At 70.5% G+C, this 14,588-nt stretch carries 14 protein-coding genes; 4 read left to right on the top strand and 10 right to left on the bottom strand.

Annotated features, from left to right (window positions below):
- Positions 1–32: 32 nt before the first annotated feature.
- Complete coding sequence (locus tag KBO27_RS30930; RefSeq protein WP_210973388.1) at positions 33–1,190, bottom strand: acyl-CoA dehydrogenase family protein; 1,158 nt, start codon at positions 1,188–1,190, stop codon at positions 33–35.
- Positions 1,187–2,416 carry an MmgE/PrpD family protein gene (locus KBO27_RS30925; protein ID WP_210973387.1) on the bottom strand — a complete coding sequence of 410 codons (1,230 nt, stop codon included), beginning with the start codon at positions 2,414–2,416 and terminating at the stop codon, positions 1,187–1,189. The genes KBO27_RS30930 and KBO27_RS30925 overlap by 4 nt, the downstream gene beginning before the upstream one ends.
- Positions 2,417–2,795: 379 nt before the next feature.
- On the opposite strand from KBO27_RS30925, the gene KBO27_RS30920 reads away from it, so the two are divergent.
- From KBO27_RS30920 to KBO27_RS30910, 3 genes are read left to right on the top strand one after another with little or no spacing between them, the layout of a single operon-like run.
- Positions 2,796–3,911, top strand: a complete 1,116-nt coding sequence (locus KBO27_RS30920; RefSeq protein WP_210973386.1) for an NDMA-dependent alcohol dehydrogenase — start codon at positions 2,796–2,798, stop codon at positions 3,909–3,911.
- Positions 3,912–3,923: 12 nt separating this feature from the next.
- Positions 3,924–4,742, top strand: coding sequence for an N-acyl homoserine lactonase family protein (locus tag KBO27_RS30915; RefSeq protein WP_210973385.1), 819 nt, complete (start codon positions 3,924–3,926; stop codon positions 4,740–4,742).
- 54 nt (positions 4,743–4,796) lie between these two features.
- Positions 4,797–5,237, top strand: coding sequence for an FmdB family zinc ribbon protein (locus tag KBO27_RS30910; protein ID WP_132684967.1), 441 nt, complete (start codon positions 4,797–4,799; stop codon positions 5,235–5,237).
- On the opposite strand, the gene KBO27_RS30905 is transcribed toward KBO27_RS30910, so the two are convergent.
- From KBO27_RS30905 to KBO27_RS30875, 7 genes are all read right to left on the bottom strand, one after another.
- On the bottom strand, positions 5,234–5,698 hold the full coding sequence (locus KBO27_RS30905) for a carboxymuconolactone decarboxylase family protein (protein ID WP_210973384.1): 465 nt from the start codon (positions 5,696–5,698) through the stop codon (positions 5,234–5,236). The genes KBO27_RS30910 and KBO27_RS30905 overlap by 4 nt on opposite strands.
- A 99-nt stretch (positions 5,699–5,797) precedes the next feature.
- On the bottom strand, positions 5,798–6,802 hold the full coding sequence (locus KBO27_RS30900) for an amidohydrolase family protein (protein WP_210973383.1): 1,005 nt from the start codon (positions 6,800–6,802) through the stop codon (positions 5,798–5,800).
- A gap of 20 nt (positions 6,803–6,822) precedes the next feature.
- Complete coding sequence (locus KBO27_RS30895; protein WP_210973382.1) at positions 6,823–7,950, bottom strand: FAD-dependent monooxygenase; 1,128 nt, start codon at positions 7,948–7,950, stop codon at positions 6,823–6,825.
- Complete coding sequence (locus KBO27_RS30890) at positions 7,947–8,984, bottom strand: VOC family protein (protein WP_210973381.1); 1,038 nt, start codon at positions 8,982–8,984, stop codon at positions 7,947–7,949. The genes KBO27_RS30895 and KBO27_RS30890 overlap by 4 nt, the downstream gene beginning before the upstream one ends.
- A 31-nt stretch (positions 8,985–9,015) precedes the next feature.
- On the bottom strand, positions 9,016–9,924 hold the full coding sequence (locus KBO27_RS30885; RefSeq protein ID WP_210973380.1) for an MBL fold metallo-hydrolase: 909 nt from the start codon (positions 9,922–9,924) through the stop codon (positions 9,016–9,018).
- A complete protein-coding gene (locus KBO27_RS30880) occupies positions 9,921–10,877 on the bottom strand; it encodes a fumarylacetoacetate hydrolase family protein (protein WP_210973379.1) in 957 nt (318 codons plus the stop codon). Before KBO27_RS30880 ends, KBO27_RS30885 begins: the two co-directional genes overlap by 4 nt.
- A gap of 73 nt (positions 10,878–10,950) precedes the next feature.
- Entirely contained in the window at positions 10,951–11,856 is a 906-nt protein-coding gene (locus KBO27_RS30875; RefSeq protein WP_210973378.1) for a LysR family transcriptional regulator, read from the bottom strand.
- Positions 11,857–11,990: 134 nt separating this feature from the next.
- Between KBO27_RS30875 and KBO27_RS30870 the strand changes: the two genes are divergently transcribed.
- Complete coding sequence (locus tag KBO27_RS30870; RefSeq protein ID WP_210973377.1) at positions 11,991–12,926, top strand: fumarylacetoacetate hydrolase family protein; 936 nt, start codon at positions 11,991–11,993, stop codon at positions 12,924–12,926.
- Positions 12,927–12,937: 11 nt separating this feature from the next.
- Here the strand turns inward: KBO27_RS30870 and KBO27_RS30865 are convergent, their stop codons facing one another.
- Complete coding sequence (locus KBO27_RS30865) at positions 12,938–14,479, bottom strand: long-chain-fatty-acid--CoA ligase (protein ID WP_210973376.1); 1,542 nt, start codon at positions 14,477–14,479, stop codon at positions 12,938–12,940.
- Positions 14,480–14,588 lie beyond the last annotated feature (109 nt).

The following is a 14,588-nucleotide window of genomic DNA, read 5'->3' as shown; positions in this document are numbered from 1 at the left end:
GTCGTCCCGGATTCGCGGTGGTCATGGGGTGATCATCCATCGAGTCCCCCGCGCGCGACCAGTTGGGACGCGATGACGTTGCGCTGGATCTCGTTGGTGCCCTCGCCGACGATCATCAGCGGCGCGTCCCGGAAGTAGCGCTCCACGTCGAACTCGGTGGAGTAGCCGTAGCCACCGTGCACGCGGACCGCGTTGAGGGCGATCTCCATCGCGGCCTCGGAGGCGAACAGCTTGGCCATGCCCGCTTCCATGTCGCACCGCTGCCCGCTGTCGTAGCGGTCGGCCGCGTGCAGCACCAGCTGGCGCGCGGCGGTGTACTGCGTGGCCATGTCGGCGAGGTGGTTGCCGACGGACTGGTGCTTCCAGATCGGTTTGCCGAAGCTCTCCCGCTCCTGGGAGTAGCGCAGCGCGTCGTCGAGCGCGGCGCGGGCCACGCCCAGTGCCCGGGAGGCGACCTGGATGCGGCCGATCTCCAAGCCCTTCATCATCTGGGCGAAACCGCGGCCTTCCTCCTCGCCGAGCAGCGCGTCGACGGGTGCGCGGTGGTCGTCGAAGGACAGCTCGCAGCTCTCCACGCCCTTGTAACCGAGCTTGGGCAGGTCCTTGGAGACCGTGAACCCCTCGCCGTGCTCGACGAGGATGATGCTGATGCCCCGGTGCCGGGGTTCGGCGTCCGGATCGGTCTTGCACAGCAGTGCGACCAGCTGCGATCGGCGGGCGTTGGTGATCCAGGTCTTCGCACCGTTGATCACGTAGTGATCGCCGTCGCGGCGCGCGCTGGTGGTCAGCGCCTGCAGGTCGGAGCCGCCGCCGGGTTCGGTCAGCGCCATGGTCGCCCGGATCTCGCCGGTGGCCATCTTCGGCAGGTAGCGCTGCTTCTGCTGCTCGGTGCCGAAGGTGTGGATCAGCTTGGAGACCACGGTGTGCCCGCCCATGGCCCCCGCCAGGCTCATCCAGCCGCGCGCGAGCTGCTCGGTGACCTGTGCGTAGCACGCCGTGGACACCGCGACCTCCCCGTACGGCTCGGGGATGGCCAGGCCGAAGATGCCGAGCCGCTTCATCTGCTCGATCAGCTTCTCGGGGTAGTCGTTGGCGTGCTCCAGCTCGCGAGCCACCGGGCGCACATCGCGGTCGACGAAGTCGCGGACGGTGTCGACGATGGCCTGCTCTTGTTCGTTGAGGCTGTTCACGCGGGTTCCTTCTCCTGGTCGTGGACGACTTCCCCGGGAAGATGCTCGGCCAGGAGTTCCGCAGCTCGATGCCAGTCCACATCGGACAGCAAGGCTGGGACGTCCTCGCCGCAGTCGGCGATCTTGGCCGTCATGTCCTGTTCGGACGGTGGGCGTCCGGGTGATCCCGGGGGGAACTGCAGGGCGACGTCGTGCCGCGTCCCGTCCGCCAGCGTCGCGGTGATGGCGACCTGTCCGGCGAGAAGCCAGTCACCACCGGGTGTTTCGGTCACCTTCACGAGCTTCAGCAGGCGCTGGGCCTCGGGGCGGTTGACCGCCCGGTCCGTGAAGCTGCCGAAGCCGGGGTGGGGGTCCAGCAACGCGGTGGCCACGGCGTACTCCATGCTGAACTTGCCCTGCAGACCGGTGTTCGGGCGGTGGTGGATCAGCGGCTGCACCGCGCAGGCCGGGGTGCGCACCTCGATCCCGGTCACCTCGGCCGGGGTGATCGGCGCGGGGAGCTGTTCGCGCAGCGCGCTGATCGGCCGTTGCAGCGCGTAGCAGCAGGGGAACATCTTGATCGCCAGACCACCGGGAACCGCGGGTCCGTTCACGTCGATCCGCTCGGGATCGCCTCCCACCAGGCGCAGCCAGGCGTCCACCGCGGTCGGGTCGGCCGTGGCCCCGGCGGCCGCCAGCCGAGCCGCGCGAACACCGGCATCCGCGGCGAACCCGACCTGCAACGACTTGCCCGACGACCCGAACGCGCGCTGCACTCCCCCGGCGGCCGGAACCGCCAGGGCCATCGCCGTCGCGATCTGCTCGCGCGACAACCCGAGAGCCACGGCGGCGCAGACGGCGGCAGCGGGCGCACCGGCGGTGCAGGTCGCGTGCCACCCGCTCGCGTAGTGCGACCAGCCCAGCGCCATCCCGATCCGCGCCATGACACCCGCACCGGCCAGGTAGGCGCGCGCATCGCCGCCCGCCGCGAGCGTCGCGGGCACGCACACCACGCTGATGTGAGCGGTGGACTCCATGTGCAGGTCGTCGAAGTCCAGGACGTGCCCGACCGCAGCCCAGCGCGCCGCGTCGGGTAACCCGGCGGAGATCCGCACCAGGTCGTCATCGCGGGCGGCGAGGGTGACCGCGAGGGTGTCGACCAAGGAGCGCTGCGCGAGCCCCAGGTCCTCGGCATCGGGGACGAGTTCGTGCGCCCATCGCGCCAGCGCCTCAGCGGCCGAGTCCATCCGCGCTCCCGATCGCGCACGGCCCGTGCCACGCGAGCCCGGAACCGGGATCGCCGCGGAGCACCGCGCAGGTCGACGACAATGTACGGCCAATCCTGCAAGCGCGAACACGGGCTGTCAACGCCCACTTCCAGCGATAACGTCCCGGACGTGAACGCATCTCTCCGATTTCCGGTTTGACACTCTCGAAGGCCGGCGAGACACTGGCGAAGCTTTGGCCGTACATATCTGAATGCCGGTTCCCGGCAGTTGGCCGGTGCCCGCTCCGGCTCGAATCGCAGACTCCGCCGGCACCGACGTCACCGCAGGAACGGGCCGCGCACCACCCGGCCCCGCCACCAGCGTCCTCGCACTTCCACCACGCCCGCAGAGGTGATCGATGAAGACCCGCGCTGCAGTCCTGGAAGAGGGAAGCAAGGAATTCGAGATCGTCGAACTCGACGTCGACGAACCACGCGTCGGGGAGGTGCGGATCAAGTTCACCGCCTCCGGGTTGTGCCACTCCGATCTCCACCTGACCGACGGCGTCTACGGCAATGCGCCCCGGTACCCCATCGTCGGTGGCCACGAGGGCGCCGGGATCATCGAGGCGGTCGGGCCCGGCGTGACCCACGTCGAACCCGGCGACCACGTGGTGTGCAGCTTCATGCCCAGCTGCGGCATCTGCCGGTACTGCGCCTCCGGGCATTCGAACCTGTGCGACCTGGGCGCGAACATCCTCAAGGGCCACATGCCCGACGGCACCTTCCGCTACCACCGCGACGGCCGGGACCTGGGCGGGATGTGCATGCTCGGCACGTTCTCCGAGCGCGCCACGATCCCGGCCCGCTCGGCGGTCAAGGTCGACCCGTGGCTCCCGCTGGAGGTGGCGGTTCTCGCCGGCTGCGGTGTGCCGACCGGCTGGGGCTCCGCGGTCAACGCGGGCGGCGTGAAAGTCGGTGACACCGCGGTCATCTACGGATCGGGCGGTGTCGGCATCAACTCCGTGCAGGGCGCGGCCTACGCCGGGGCCAAGTACGTGGTGGTCGTCGACCCGGTGGAGTTCAAGCGCGACACCGCGCTCAAGCTCGGCGCGAGCCACGCCTTCGCCGACGCCGACGAAGCCGCCGCCAAGGTCAACGAGCTGACCTGGGGCCAAGGCGCCGACCAAGCGATCCTGACGGTCGGCGTCATGGACGAGATCGTCGTCCGCCAGGCCTTCGACATCGTCGGCAAGGGCGGCACCATCGTCGTGGTCGGGCAGGCCAACCCGGAGAACCTGACCATCCAGCTCCCCAGCGCGATGTTCACCCGCAACGAGAAGGTCATCAGGGGCGCGCAGTTCGGCTCGTGCAACCCGCAGTACGACATCGTCAAGCTGCTGCGGTTGTGGAACGCCGGTCGTCTCAAGCTCGACGAGCTCATCACCCAGACGTACTCGCTCGACCAGGTCAACGAGGGCTACCAGGACCTCAAGGACGGAAAGCTCATCCGCGGGGTCATCGTGCACGAGTGAGGGAGGCTCGAGATGTCCGACAACGACAAGATCAAGGTCACGATCATCCCGACGGGAACGATGCACGCCGACCTCACCTGGCTGCTGATCGACCCGTCCCGGATGGCGACGCGGAACCAGCCCGACAAGCAGCGCGACTGGGTCGAAGTGCCCACGCACGTCGTCTACTTGGAACACCCGAACGGTCAGAAGTTGATGTGGGACGCAGGAGTCCCGCGGGACTGGGAGGACCGCTGGGGCCCGACCGGCCTCGACCAGTTCTTCCCGGTCGACAAAGCTCCCGAGGAGGAGTGGCTCGACTCCAGGTTGAAGCAGCTGGACCTGGCACCCGACGACATCGACTACCTGGTCCTGTCGCACCTGCACATGGACCACGCGGCCAACGCGCAGTTCTGGCAGCGGGCCGGCACGACGATCATCGTCGACGAGAAGGAGAAGGAGGGCGCGTTCTCCTTCGACGGCTACAACAAGGGCGCGCACATCAAGTCCGACTACGACGGGCTGGAGATGAGCACGATCAACGAGGACACCGAGCTGCTGCCCGGCGTCACGCTGCTGCGCACCCCCGGCCACACGTGGGGAACGATGAGCCTGCAGGTCGACCTCGCCGACGCCGGAACCATGCTCTTCGCCTCGGACTCGTTGTACCGCAAGGAGTCCTACGGTCCGCCGGCCATCGGCGCGGGCATCGTTTACGACTCGGTGGCCTGGCTGGAATCCGTGGAGAAGATCCGCGGCATCCAGGAGCGGACGAACGCGCAGGTGATCTACGGGCACGACCCGGAGCAGATCACCCGGCTCCGAACCGGCCCGGGCAACTACTACACGTGACCCACCGCCCGGCCCGCTCGCGGGCCGGGCACCGCACTCGGAGGTGAGCTGGTCATGCCGATGTACGACTACGCCTGCACCTGCGGGACCAGGTTCGAGCGCATGGTCCCCTCGTGGTCCTCGCCGGCGCCCGATTGCCCGGACTGCGGAGCGACGACCAGACGCCGCCCGCCCTCCCCCTCGATGCACGGGCTCGCCGCACCCCCTGCGCCGATGACGTCGGCGCCGCGATCCTGGGAAGGCCTCAACAACGGGGATCGGGACACCGTCACGCACTGGCGCCGGGCGGTGGAGGCGCGCAGGGAGTTCGAAGCGCGCCACCCCGAGCACCGCCAACGGCGCGACGCCATCGCCGCTCACGAGGGCCGCTTCGAGCGCACCCCGCTCACCTACCGAGAACTGGCCTCGCGCGCGGCGACCAGCGGCGATGCCAACCAGGCAGCGGCCGAGGCCGGCCGTGACAGAGGCGCTTCCCGACCGGACGGTGCGGACTAGGCGCTGCGTCGGGGGCGGACCGGGTGGCCGGAGAGGATCGAGACCCGGTTGAAGGCGTTGATGGTGATGGCCGCCCAGGTCACCACGGACGCCTCGTCGTCGGACAGGACCGTCCGGACACGAGCCAGGGTGGCGTCGTCCGGGTGCTGGTCGGCGACCAGCGTCACCGCCTCGGTCAGCTCCAGGGCCGCTCGTTCCTTGTCGCTGAACAGGTCGGTCTCCCGCCAGGCCGGCAGCACGCCCAGGCGCTGCGCGGTGTCCCCGGCCTCCAGCGCGAGCTGCGTGTGCCGGTCCAGGCAGAAGGCGCACCCGTTGAGCTGGGACGCGCGGACGTTGACCAGTTCCATCAGGACGCGGTCCAGCCCGATCTCGCGCGCCTTCGCGCGGATCTCGGTCGCGGTCGCGGTCAGCGCCTTGAACGCGGTCGGTGTCTGCTTGTCCAGGAAAATCCGGTCCGGCATCGGGTCCTCCGCCTTCGTTCGCGCACCGCGGCCGGCGCACCAGTGGTCCTGCTGCCGTGGAAGCTACCCGAACGGTGCGAGCGGGAGACCGCGGGCCGATCAGCCGACCGACGGCAGCGGGCCCAGCAGCCGCGCGGCGTTGCCCCCTCGGATCGCTTCGGTGGTGGTGGCGTCCAGGCCGGCTGCCAGCAACCGGTCCACCGGGTCCTCGACGCCCATGTCGAACGGGAAGTCGCTGCCCAGCGTCACCTGCCCGGCGCCCATCGCGTCGACCAGGTGGCGCAGCTGCTGCGGGGTGTAGACGAGGGAATCCACGAAGGTGCGGCGCAGCAGCTCGCTCGGCGGTGCTTCGGTGGTGCGGGCGTCGCCCCGAACCTGCCAGGCGTGATCGGCTCGCACCAGGTAGCTGCCGAGGTAGCCGCCGCCGTGCGCCGACCAGATCCGCAGACTCGGGTGGCGCTCGAGCAGACCGGAGAAGGCGAGCCGGGACAGCGCCAGGGCCGTTTCCACCGGGTTGCCGACGGTGTTGAACAGGTAGTAGGCGTTGAGCCGGTCCCCCAGCGTGCAGCCCCAGGGGTGGATCAGCACGGCGGCGCCGAGCTCGTCCGCCGCGGCCCAGAACTCCGCCAGGGACGGGTCGTCGAGCTCCACCCCGGGTGCTGCCGAGGTGGAGATCTGCACGCCGCGCAGCCCCAGCTCCCGCACGGCGGTCCGCAGCTGCTCCACCGCCAGGTCCGGGTGCTGCAGCGCGACGGCGCCGATGCCGACCAGCCGGTCCGGCCGCCGGGAGCAGCACTCCGCGACGGCCTCGTTGGTGAGCGCGGTGATGCGCTCGGCGAGCCCGCGCTCCGCCCAGGCGTGCGGCAGCGGCACCGGGCTCACGGCCTGGACGTCCACACCGGCGCGGTCCATCGCGGCGATGCGCACGTCCACGTCGGTGAGCTTCACCGCGAGGGAGCGGATCTGCTCGACGTTGTAGGACGCCGACTCCGGTCCGAGCGCGGCCGCGTCGGCGGCGCGCTGCCGCGCCAGGCCCGGTTCGTCGGCGATCAGCTCGTCGACGGCGGGCACTCCGAGGTGGGCGTGCACATCGACGCTGGGCATCGTCTTTCCTCCAAGCTCGGTCACAGCGGGGCCATCGCGGCCATGGTGACCTCGTAGGCCGCGGCGTCGGGGTCGATGTCGAGGCTGTGGTCCTGCTCCCAGCGGCCGATGCGCTCGGAACCCTCGACGACGGTCTTGCAGCGCTCGAAGCGCCGCCGCATGAACCCGTCGAGGACCTGCTCGACGGAGTCGTGCGCGGCGACCTCCTCGGCGAGCACGACACCGTCTTCGATGGCCTGTGCGCCGCCTTGCCCGCAGTGCGGGGAGGTTCCGTGCGCCGCGTCGCCGATGAGCAGGACGCGGCCCCGGTACCAGGGCTCGGGCAGCAGGATGTTGTCCACCGGGCGGTAGACGACCTCGGCGTCGTCGCGCACCAATTCGCGGTGCTCGGCGACCGCTCCCCCGTACTCGGCGAGCCGGTTGCGGTACTCCGCGGCCAGCCCCTCCTGCGGGAGGTGCAGCGGGGCGCCGTCGGGCACCTTCTCGATGGTGAGCATGTACATCAGGTCCGGGGCCAGCGGGACGAATCCCGCCGTTCCCCGCGAACCCCGGTACACCCACAGCCGGTCGAGCTCGGGGATCCGCGGCAGGTTGATGCACCAGGCGACCTGCCCGGTGAACCTGGCCTTGAGGTGTGAGCCGAAGAGCTGCTCGCGGATCCGCGAGTACAGGCCGTCGGCGCCCACCACGAGGTCGTAGGAGCCCTGCCGCCCGTCGCTGAACCCGACGTGCACCTCACCCGGCGTCTGGTCCACCGCGGACGCGGTGACGCCGGTCCGGATGTCCGCACCGGCCTCCCGCGCGGCCGAGACCAGGATGTCGTGCAGCCTGTGGCGGGTGATGCCGTTGTTCGGCGGCAGGCCCGGGATGACGGACGGCAGCGTGTCGTCCCGGAGCACCGTCTCGCCGTCGGCGGTCAGGCTGCGCACGCCGCGCATCGGGTATCCCCGCGCCGCGCACTGCTCGGCCAGTCCGAGCTGGTCCAGAGCTCGCAGCGCGTTGCCGGGCTGGATGATCCCGACGCCGTAGACCGTCCACTCGGCGTTCTTCTCGATCAGCTCGACCTCGACGCCGGTGCGGCGCAGCGCGATGGCCGCCGAGAGACCGCCGATCCCGCCGCCGATGATGAGCACGCGTCGCACGCTCATCGCGATCCGCCCGCCTGCTCACCGAAGAAGTCGCGCACGTTCTCGCCCGCGACGGCCGCGTCCTGCTTCTCTGCGGCCTCGCCCGCGGGCAGCGGCCAGGACTCGTGGAAGCCCTCGGGCGCTTCGACGTTGCGCCAGATGCTCTGGCCCGGGTTGCCTCCCGCGGCTTGGTAGGTGGTGGTCTCCCAGTCGGGCATGGTGTTGACCCAGCCGCCGGCGTTGATCTCCATGCGGAACCCGCCGGGCTCGCGGACGTAGAGGTAGGTGATCTCGTCGATGCCGTGCACGCCCGGCCCGAACTCGATCGGCGTGTCGTTGGCCAGGAAGACCTCGGCCGCGCGTTCGACGTCCTGGCGCTGGTCGACCCGGAAGGCGATGTGGTGGGCGCGTCCGGTCATGCCGCTGAAGTCGGGGACCAGCGCGAGGTCGTGCGTGGAGCGAATTCCGTTGCAGGTCAACGTGGAGAACACCTCGAAGCCCGGTTCGACCTCGGTCTGCGCGGTGTGGCGGGCGCCGAGCCGCTTGTAGAAGTCGATGTCTCCGAGCATGTTCTGGGTCGGCATGGTGACGTGGTCGAGGTAGCGGGCCCCGATCCCCTTGCCGGAGAAGCGCTGCGGCCGGTTCTTGATCACCGGGTCCTGCTGCTCCGGCGGTGCCTGGTAGCGCTCGACGTCCCAGAACACCTCGTGCAGGTGCCTGCCGTGCGGGGCGCGGTACTGGTAGGTGGCGCCGTGCCCGGCCCAGTCGTCGACCCAGCCCACCGCTTCCTCGGTGTCGGCCAGCCGCTTGGCGACGATCTCCGGGTCCTCAGGGCCGTAGGCGCGCCAGCCGATCCGGCCGACACCGGGTTCGCGGCCCTCGGTGATGATGAGGCTCGAGTGCAGCCATTCCGCCCAGCCGCGCAGGTAGACCGACTGGCCCTCGCGGGTGGTCTCCTCCAGGCCGAAGACCTCCTTCATCCACTCGACGGTCTCGGCGGGCTTCGGGCTGATCAGCTCGACGTGGGCGAGCTGGGACAGCAAGATCTCGGACATGCGGGCACTCCTCGGTGCGTGGGAAGGTCTTTCAAGCCAGGCAGGTCAGGGGGCGGCCGCCGTTGTAGGCGACCATGTCGCGCAGCGCGGCTCCGGCGTCGAGCGGCAGCCCGGATTCCTCGGCGTAGGCGCTGTGCAGGTTGCCGACGATGCGCTCACCGTCGGTCCAGTCGGCGAACCGGCCGAGGTCGGTCTCCCGGGCCAGTTCCAGCGGGCTCACCCCGGCTTCCCGGCCGCGCGCGGCGAGGTCGAGGACGAAGCGCAGGTAGTCCAGCACCTCGTCGATGACCTCCGGGCCGCACACCGGACCGTGGCCGGGCACGATCGTGGTGGCCCCGAGCGGCGCCAGGAAGTGTTCGAGGACGTCGATGGAGCCGCGCACCGATCCCGAGAGCAGGAACGGGGTTCCGCCGTTGAACAGCAGGTCGCCGGCGAAGAGCACGGAGCGCTCCGGGATCCACACCACGACGTCGTTGGTGGTGTGCGCGGCCCGTCCGGGGTGCATCAGCTCGCAGCGCAGGTCGTCGACCCACGCGGTGATCCGGTCGGCGAAGGTCAGAAACGGCAGCTGGAGTTCGAGATCGCCGTAGTCCACATCGGACCAGATGCCGTCGTTCCCGGGCAGGCCGAGCGCACGCATCTCCGGGCGGGCCTGCTCGTGCGCGACGATCGTGGCGTTCGGGAAGAACCCGTTGCCCGCCGTGTGATCCGGGTGGTGGTGGGTGTTGACCAGCGTCCGCACGGGTGCTGCCGTCACCTCGGCGATGGCGGCGAGCAGGTCGCGGGTGCGGCGCTCGGTCGCGCAGGCGTCCACGCACAGCACCCCGGAGGAACCGGCGACGAAACCGCTGTTGTTGATCATCCAGCTCCCGTCGGGCTGCACGAAGGCGTGGATCCCGTCGGAGACCTCCTGCGCCCGGCCCGGGCCCGTCCGGCTCATCGGGGCTCCGGGACGCAGGTGTTGCGCTGCACGCCGATGCCCGAGATCCCCGCCTCCAGCACGTCACCCGGCTGCAACCAGCGCTGCCACTTGCCGCCGTTGCCCGCGGGGCTGCCGGTGAGGATCAGATCACCCGGGTGCAGCGTGGTGGCCGTCGACACGGCAGCCACCAGCGCTTCGACGTCGAAGAGCAGGTTCGCCGCGACGTCGGACTGCTTGCGCTCCCCGTTGAGGTCGAGGGTGATCTCCAGTTCCCGGTAGTCCGCCAGCTGCTCGGTCGGGACGATGAACGGCCCGGTCGGCAGGAAGGTGGGCCGGTTCTTCGCCCGGATCCAGTCACCGCCCAGCGGCCGGTGCTCAGCGGGGAACTGGAGGTCGCGCGCGCTGACGTCGTTGCAGACGGTGAAGCCGGCGACGTGCTCCATGGCGCGTTCGCGCGGCACCCGGTGCGCGGTCTTGCCGATGACGGCGGTGAGCTCGACCTCCCAGTCGACCTGCGAGGACTCGGCCGGCAGCAGCACGTCGTCGTCCGGTCCGCAGATCGCCGCGGGCAGGCCGCTGAAGAAGAACGGGCTTGCAGTGCGGGCCTTGTCGTCCATCATGCGCTCGGCGTCGCAGCGCAGTTCCTCATCGCTGCGGGTGTCGTCTGCTTCCCGGCTGGACAGCACGATCTCGGCGACGTGGCTCCGGTAGTTGGCGCCCGCCTGGATGATCTGGCGCGGCTCCACCGGCGCCTGAACGGTCAGCTCCGCCAGCGGAATCCCACCGCCGCTCGACAGTGCCGCCGCGAGCTCAGGCAGCTCGTTGCGCGTGGTCTCCCAGTCGTCCAGCAGGTCCCGAACGGTCCCCGCACCTTCCAGCCGCAGCACCCGGTCACCCGCGACGAGACCGGCGAAACCGCCGGAACCGTCGGAGAAAGTGCCCAGGGCGTAGCCGTCCACCCGTCGTGTCATCGCGTCCTCCTTCGACGCGTTCGACGCTATGGGCGGACGGGGTGATCGCGGAAATGCGCGGTGTGAATACCAGCTATGGCAGGACGGCCAGCAGCTGCTCGCGCAACCAGCGGTGCGCGGGGTCGGCGTCCCGGCGGCTGTGCCAGTAGGCGGATTCGCGCACCGGGCGCAGCGGGAACTCCGGTTCCAGCAGTTCGATCCCGGCGGCGGGCGCGAGCTGCTTGCCGAGGCTCTCCGGGATGATCGTCACCAGGTCGGTGCCGGCCATCAGGAACGGCATGGTGATGAAGTTGACCGAGGTGACCTCCACTCTCGGGGTGACTCCGGCCCGTTCGATGTCCTCGTCCATCAGGCTGCACCCGTTCGGCGGCGCGTAGGCGAGGTACGGGTACCGCGTGAGAGCGTCCAGCGGGAGCGATCCGCCCGCGAGCGGGTGCTGCGACCACACCGCTCCCACGTACCGGTCGCGGACCACCGGCGCGCTCGAGCAGGAACCGGCCACCATGCTCTCGGCCAGCACCTCCGGCAGGATGACCAGGTCGATCTCGTCGCGCTCGATCATGCGCGCGGCATCACCGGACAGCGCACCCATCTCCAGCCGGACGTTGGCCATCAGCCCGTTCACCCGTTCCAGCAGGGGGCGCATGATCACGACGCCGACGTAGTCGCTGGAGGCCAGGTTGAAGGTCCGCTCGTCATGGGCGGGGTCGAAGTCCGGGGGTGCGACGATGTGCTGCTCGATCGTCCCGAGCACCTCCCGCACCGGCTCGACGAGCGCTTCACCGCGCGGCGTCAACCGCAGGTAGCGCCCCTGCTTGACCAGCAGCGGGTCGCCCAGGAGCTTGCGCAGCCGAGCCAGGGCGGTGCTCGTGGCTGGCTGGGACATGTGCAGCCGCTCGGCGGCGCGGGTGACGTTCTGCTCGCGCAGCAGCGCGTCGAGCACGACCAGCAGGTTGAGATCGACCTGTCCCAGATTCACGCCCGTACCTCCCGCATCGTCACCGCCGCGATCCTACGAGCCATCCACCGCGCGAATACCAGCCAGCCGATCCGCGCATTTCCGCCGGGCACCTCCGGCTGCCTAGCATCGCCGTGGCTCTTCGAGGAGGCATCATGCGCATCGTCCGGCACCGCTCGGATCAAGGCCCCAGACTCGCCGTGCTCGACGACGACGTCCTGATCGACCTGCCCGCAGGACTCGACCTGCCGACGCTGCTGGCCGACGACGGCAGGCTGGCCGACACCGCAGACACCTCGCTGCGCACCGCCGCCCGAGGACCGGATCTCGACGAGGCCGACCTCATGGCGCCGCTGGACCCGCCGACCGTGCGGGACTTCTCCACCTTCCCCGAGCACACCGCGGGCATCGCCAGGAACCTGGATCCGAACGCCGTGGCCCCGGAGGAGTTCTGGGAGATCCCCGCGTTCTACTTCTCCAACCCCTACGCCACCGTCGGCCCGCACGACGACGTGCCCGTGCCGCCCGGCTGCGAGCGCTTCGACTTCGAGCTGGAGGTGGCCGCCGTCGTCGGCCGCGCGGGCAGGGACCTCACCGTGGCGGAGGCCGCCGAGCACATCGCGGGCTTCGTGGTGTTCAACGACTTCTCGGCGCGCGACGTGCAGTTCCACGAGATGCGGCTGAGGCTCGGCCCCGCCAAAGGCAAGGACACCGCCACCTCGCTGGGCACCGTGTTCGTGACCGCCGACGAACTGCGCGACCGCGCCTCGGGCACCTCCTACGACCTGACCATGCGGGTGCTGGTCAACGACGAGGAGATCGGCACCGACGCGCTGGACAACATGGCCTGGAGCTTCCCCGCGCTGGCCGCCTACGCCTCGCGCGGGACCTCGATCCGGCCCGGTGACCTGCTGGGATCGGGCACGTGCCGCAACGGGTGCCTGGCCGAGCTGTGGGGCCGGTACGGCCCGGACTTCCGCCCGCCGCTGCGGCCGGGCGACGTGGTCACCACCGAGGTGGAGCTGCTCGGCGGCACCCGCAACCGGATCGTGCCGGGATCCCCGGCCCACGAGATCCGCCCCGGGGTCTGACCAGCGCCCTCTCAGGAGTCCGAGAGCTGAGAGCGGAGCACGCGCTTGAGGATCTTGCCGGTGGGATTGCGAGGAAGCGCGGACACGGCGGACACCGACGTCGGGCACTTGTAGTGGGCGAGCCTGGACCGGGTGAAGTCGATGAGCGCCTGCTCGTCGAGGGATTCGCCCTCGTCGGGCACGACGACGGCCTTCACGGTTTCGCCCCACTTGTCGTGCGCGACGCCGATCACCGCCACGTCGGCGACCCCCGGGAACTCCAGGACCACCCGCTCGACCTCGGCCGGGTAGACGTTCTCGCCGCCGGTGATGATCATGTCCTTGACGCGGTCCTCGATGTAGAGGTAGCCCTCGCCGTCGCGGCGACCGGCGTCGCCGGTGCGCAGCCACCCGTCCGGGGTGATCGTCTCGGCGGTGGCGTCCGGCATGTTCCAGTAGCCGGCCATCCGCTGCTCGGACCGGACCCAGAACTCACCCAGCTCACCGGGCTCGACGTCGTCGCCGGTGGCGGGGTCGACGACGCGCACCTCGGTTCCCGGCAGCGGCCGGCCGGCGGAGGCGCGCAGGTGGGTGCGCTGCTCGTCGCGGTGCTCCTGCGGGCCGAGGGCGCAGAACACTCCCGACATCTCCGTCATCCCGTACACCGAGTGCAGCGGGGTCGGCAGCACGCTCAGGACGCGCTCCATCAGCGGAGCGGGCATCGGTGAGCCGCCGTACCCGAGGACGCGCAGGTGAGCCATCGCGGTGCGCGCGCGTGCGCCGTCGTCGATCAGCGCGTGGATGACGGCGGGGACGAAGAACGCGTGCGTCGCGCGGCTCGCCTCGATGAGGTCCCGCAGCGCCGCAGGAGCGACCTCGCGAACGAGGATCGTGCGCGCGCCGACGCTCATGCCGCCCAGCGCCCAGCTGGTCCCGCCGACGTGGAACAGCGGCATCGCGACGATGTTCGTCGACGACTCCTCCAGCTCGTACGCGGGCGTGAGGGCGTTCGCGTGGGCCGTCATGCTCCGCTGGGTCAGCATGGTGCCCTTCGGCCAGCCGGTGGTGCCGGAGGTGTAGAGCTGCAGGAAGCAGTCCTCCGGGGCGGATCGGTGCGGTTGCGCGACCGGCTCGGCCGCGGCGAGCCGCGCCTCGTACTCGTCCTCATCACCGCCGAGCAGGATCACCTCGCGCACGCGCGGCAGCCGCCCGCGGATCTCGTCGAGGAACCCGGCGAACTCCGCACCGACCACGACGACCTCCGCGGTGGAGTCGTTGAGCACGTGGACCAGCTCCTCCGACGCGAGCCGGAAGTTGACCACCACGTTCACCGCTCCGGTGAACGACGCCGCGAGCGTCAGCTCCAGGCAGGCCAGGTGGTTCTTGTCCACGACGGCGAAGCGGTCTCCCGGTCCGATCCCGGACGACCGCAGCACCCCGGCCGCGCGCCGGACCCGGTCGTCGAGCTCCGCCCAACTCACCCGCCGCTCGCCGAACGACACGGCTTCGACCTCGGGTTTCTCGGTCGCCCATCGCTCGACGAAGTCGTGGACGCGGGGGCACTCGGCAGCCAAGGCGGACCTCCCCTTCCAGGCGCGGACCGTTCGCGCGGCCAGCGTACGAGGTGAGCCCCGCCGAGCACAGATCCGCGGCCTCGGCGCGCCGGGGTCGGACGAGCTGGTC

Origin of the sequence: Saccharopolyspora endophytica (assembly GCF_018070075.1) — a bacterium.
Taxonomy (GTDB): domain Bacteria; phylum Actinomycetota; class Actinomycetes; order Mycobacteriales; family Pseudonocardiaceae; genus Saccharopolyspora; species Saccharopolyspora endophytica.
The sequence above is the reverse complement of the archived record's forward strand: the minus strand, read 5'-3'. Positions and strand labels throughout refer to the sequence as shown.

What these genes read in the sequence shown, in the direction of transcription:
- KBO27_RS30885 (WP_210973380.1), bottom strand. Translation starts at nt 9,924, where the DNA reads ATGAGCCGGACGGGCCCGGGCCGGGCGCAGGAGGTCTCCGACGGGATC.
- KBO27_RS30880 (WP_210973379.1), bottom strand. Translation starts at nt 10,877, where the DNA reads ATGACACGACGGGTGGACGGCTACGCCCTGGGCACTTTCTCCGACGGT.
- KBO27_RS30920 (WP_210973386.1), top strand. Translation starts at nt 2,796, where the DNA reads ATGAAGACCCGCGCTGCAGTCCTGGAAGAGGGAAGCAAGGAATTCGAG.
- KBO27_RS30925 (WP_210973387.1), bottom strand. Translation starts at nt 2,416, where the DNA reads ATGGACTCGGCCGCTGAGGCGCTGGCGCGATGGGCGCACGAACTCGTC.
- KBO27_RS30905 (WP_210973384.1), bottom strand. Translation starts at nt 5,698, where the DNA reads ATGCCGGACCGGATTTTCCTGGACAAGCAGACACCGACCGCGTTCAAG.
- KBO27_RS30910 (WP_132684967.1), top strand. Translation starts at nt 4,797, where the DNA reads ATGCCGATGTACGACTACGCCTGCACCTGCGGGACCAGGTTCGAGCGC.
- KBO27_RS30890 (WP_210973381.1), bottom strand. Translation starts at nt 8,984, where the DNA reads ATGTCCGAGATCTTGCTGTCCCAGCTCGCCCACGTCGAGCTGATCAGC.
- KBO27_RS30895 (WP_210973382.1), bottom strand. Translation starts at nt 7,950, where the DNA reads ATGAGCGTGCGACGCGTGCTCATCATCGGCGGCGGGATCGGCGGTCTC.
- KBO27_RS30870 (WP_210973377.1), top strand. Translation starts at nt 11,991, where the DNA reads ATGCGCATCGTCCGGCACCGCTCGGATCAAGGCCCCAGACTCGCCGTG.
- KBO27_RS30915 (WP_210973385.1), top strand. Translation starts at nt 3,924, where the DNA reads ATGTCCGACAACGACAAGATCAAGGTCACGATCATCCCGACGGGAACG.
- KBO27_RS30900 (WP_210973383.1), bottom strand. Translation starts at nt 6,802, where the DNA reads ATGCCCAGCGTCGATGTGCACGCCCACCTCGGAGTGCCCGCCGTCGAC.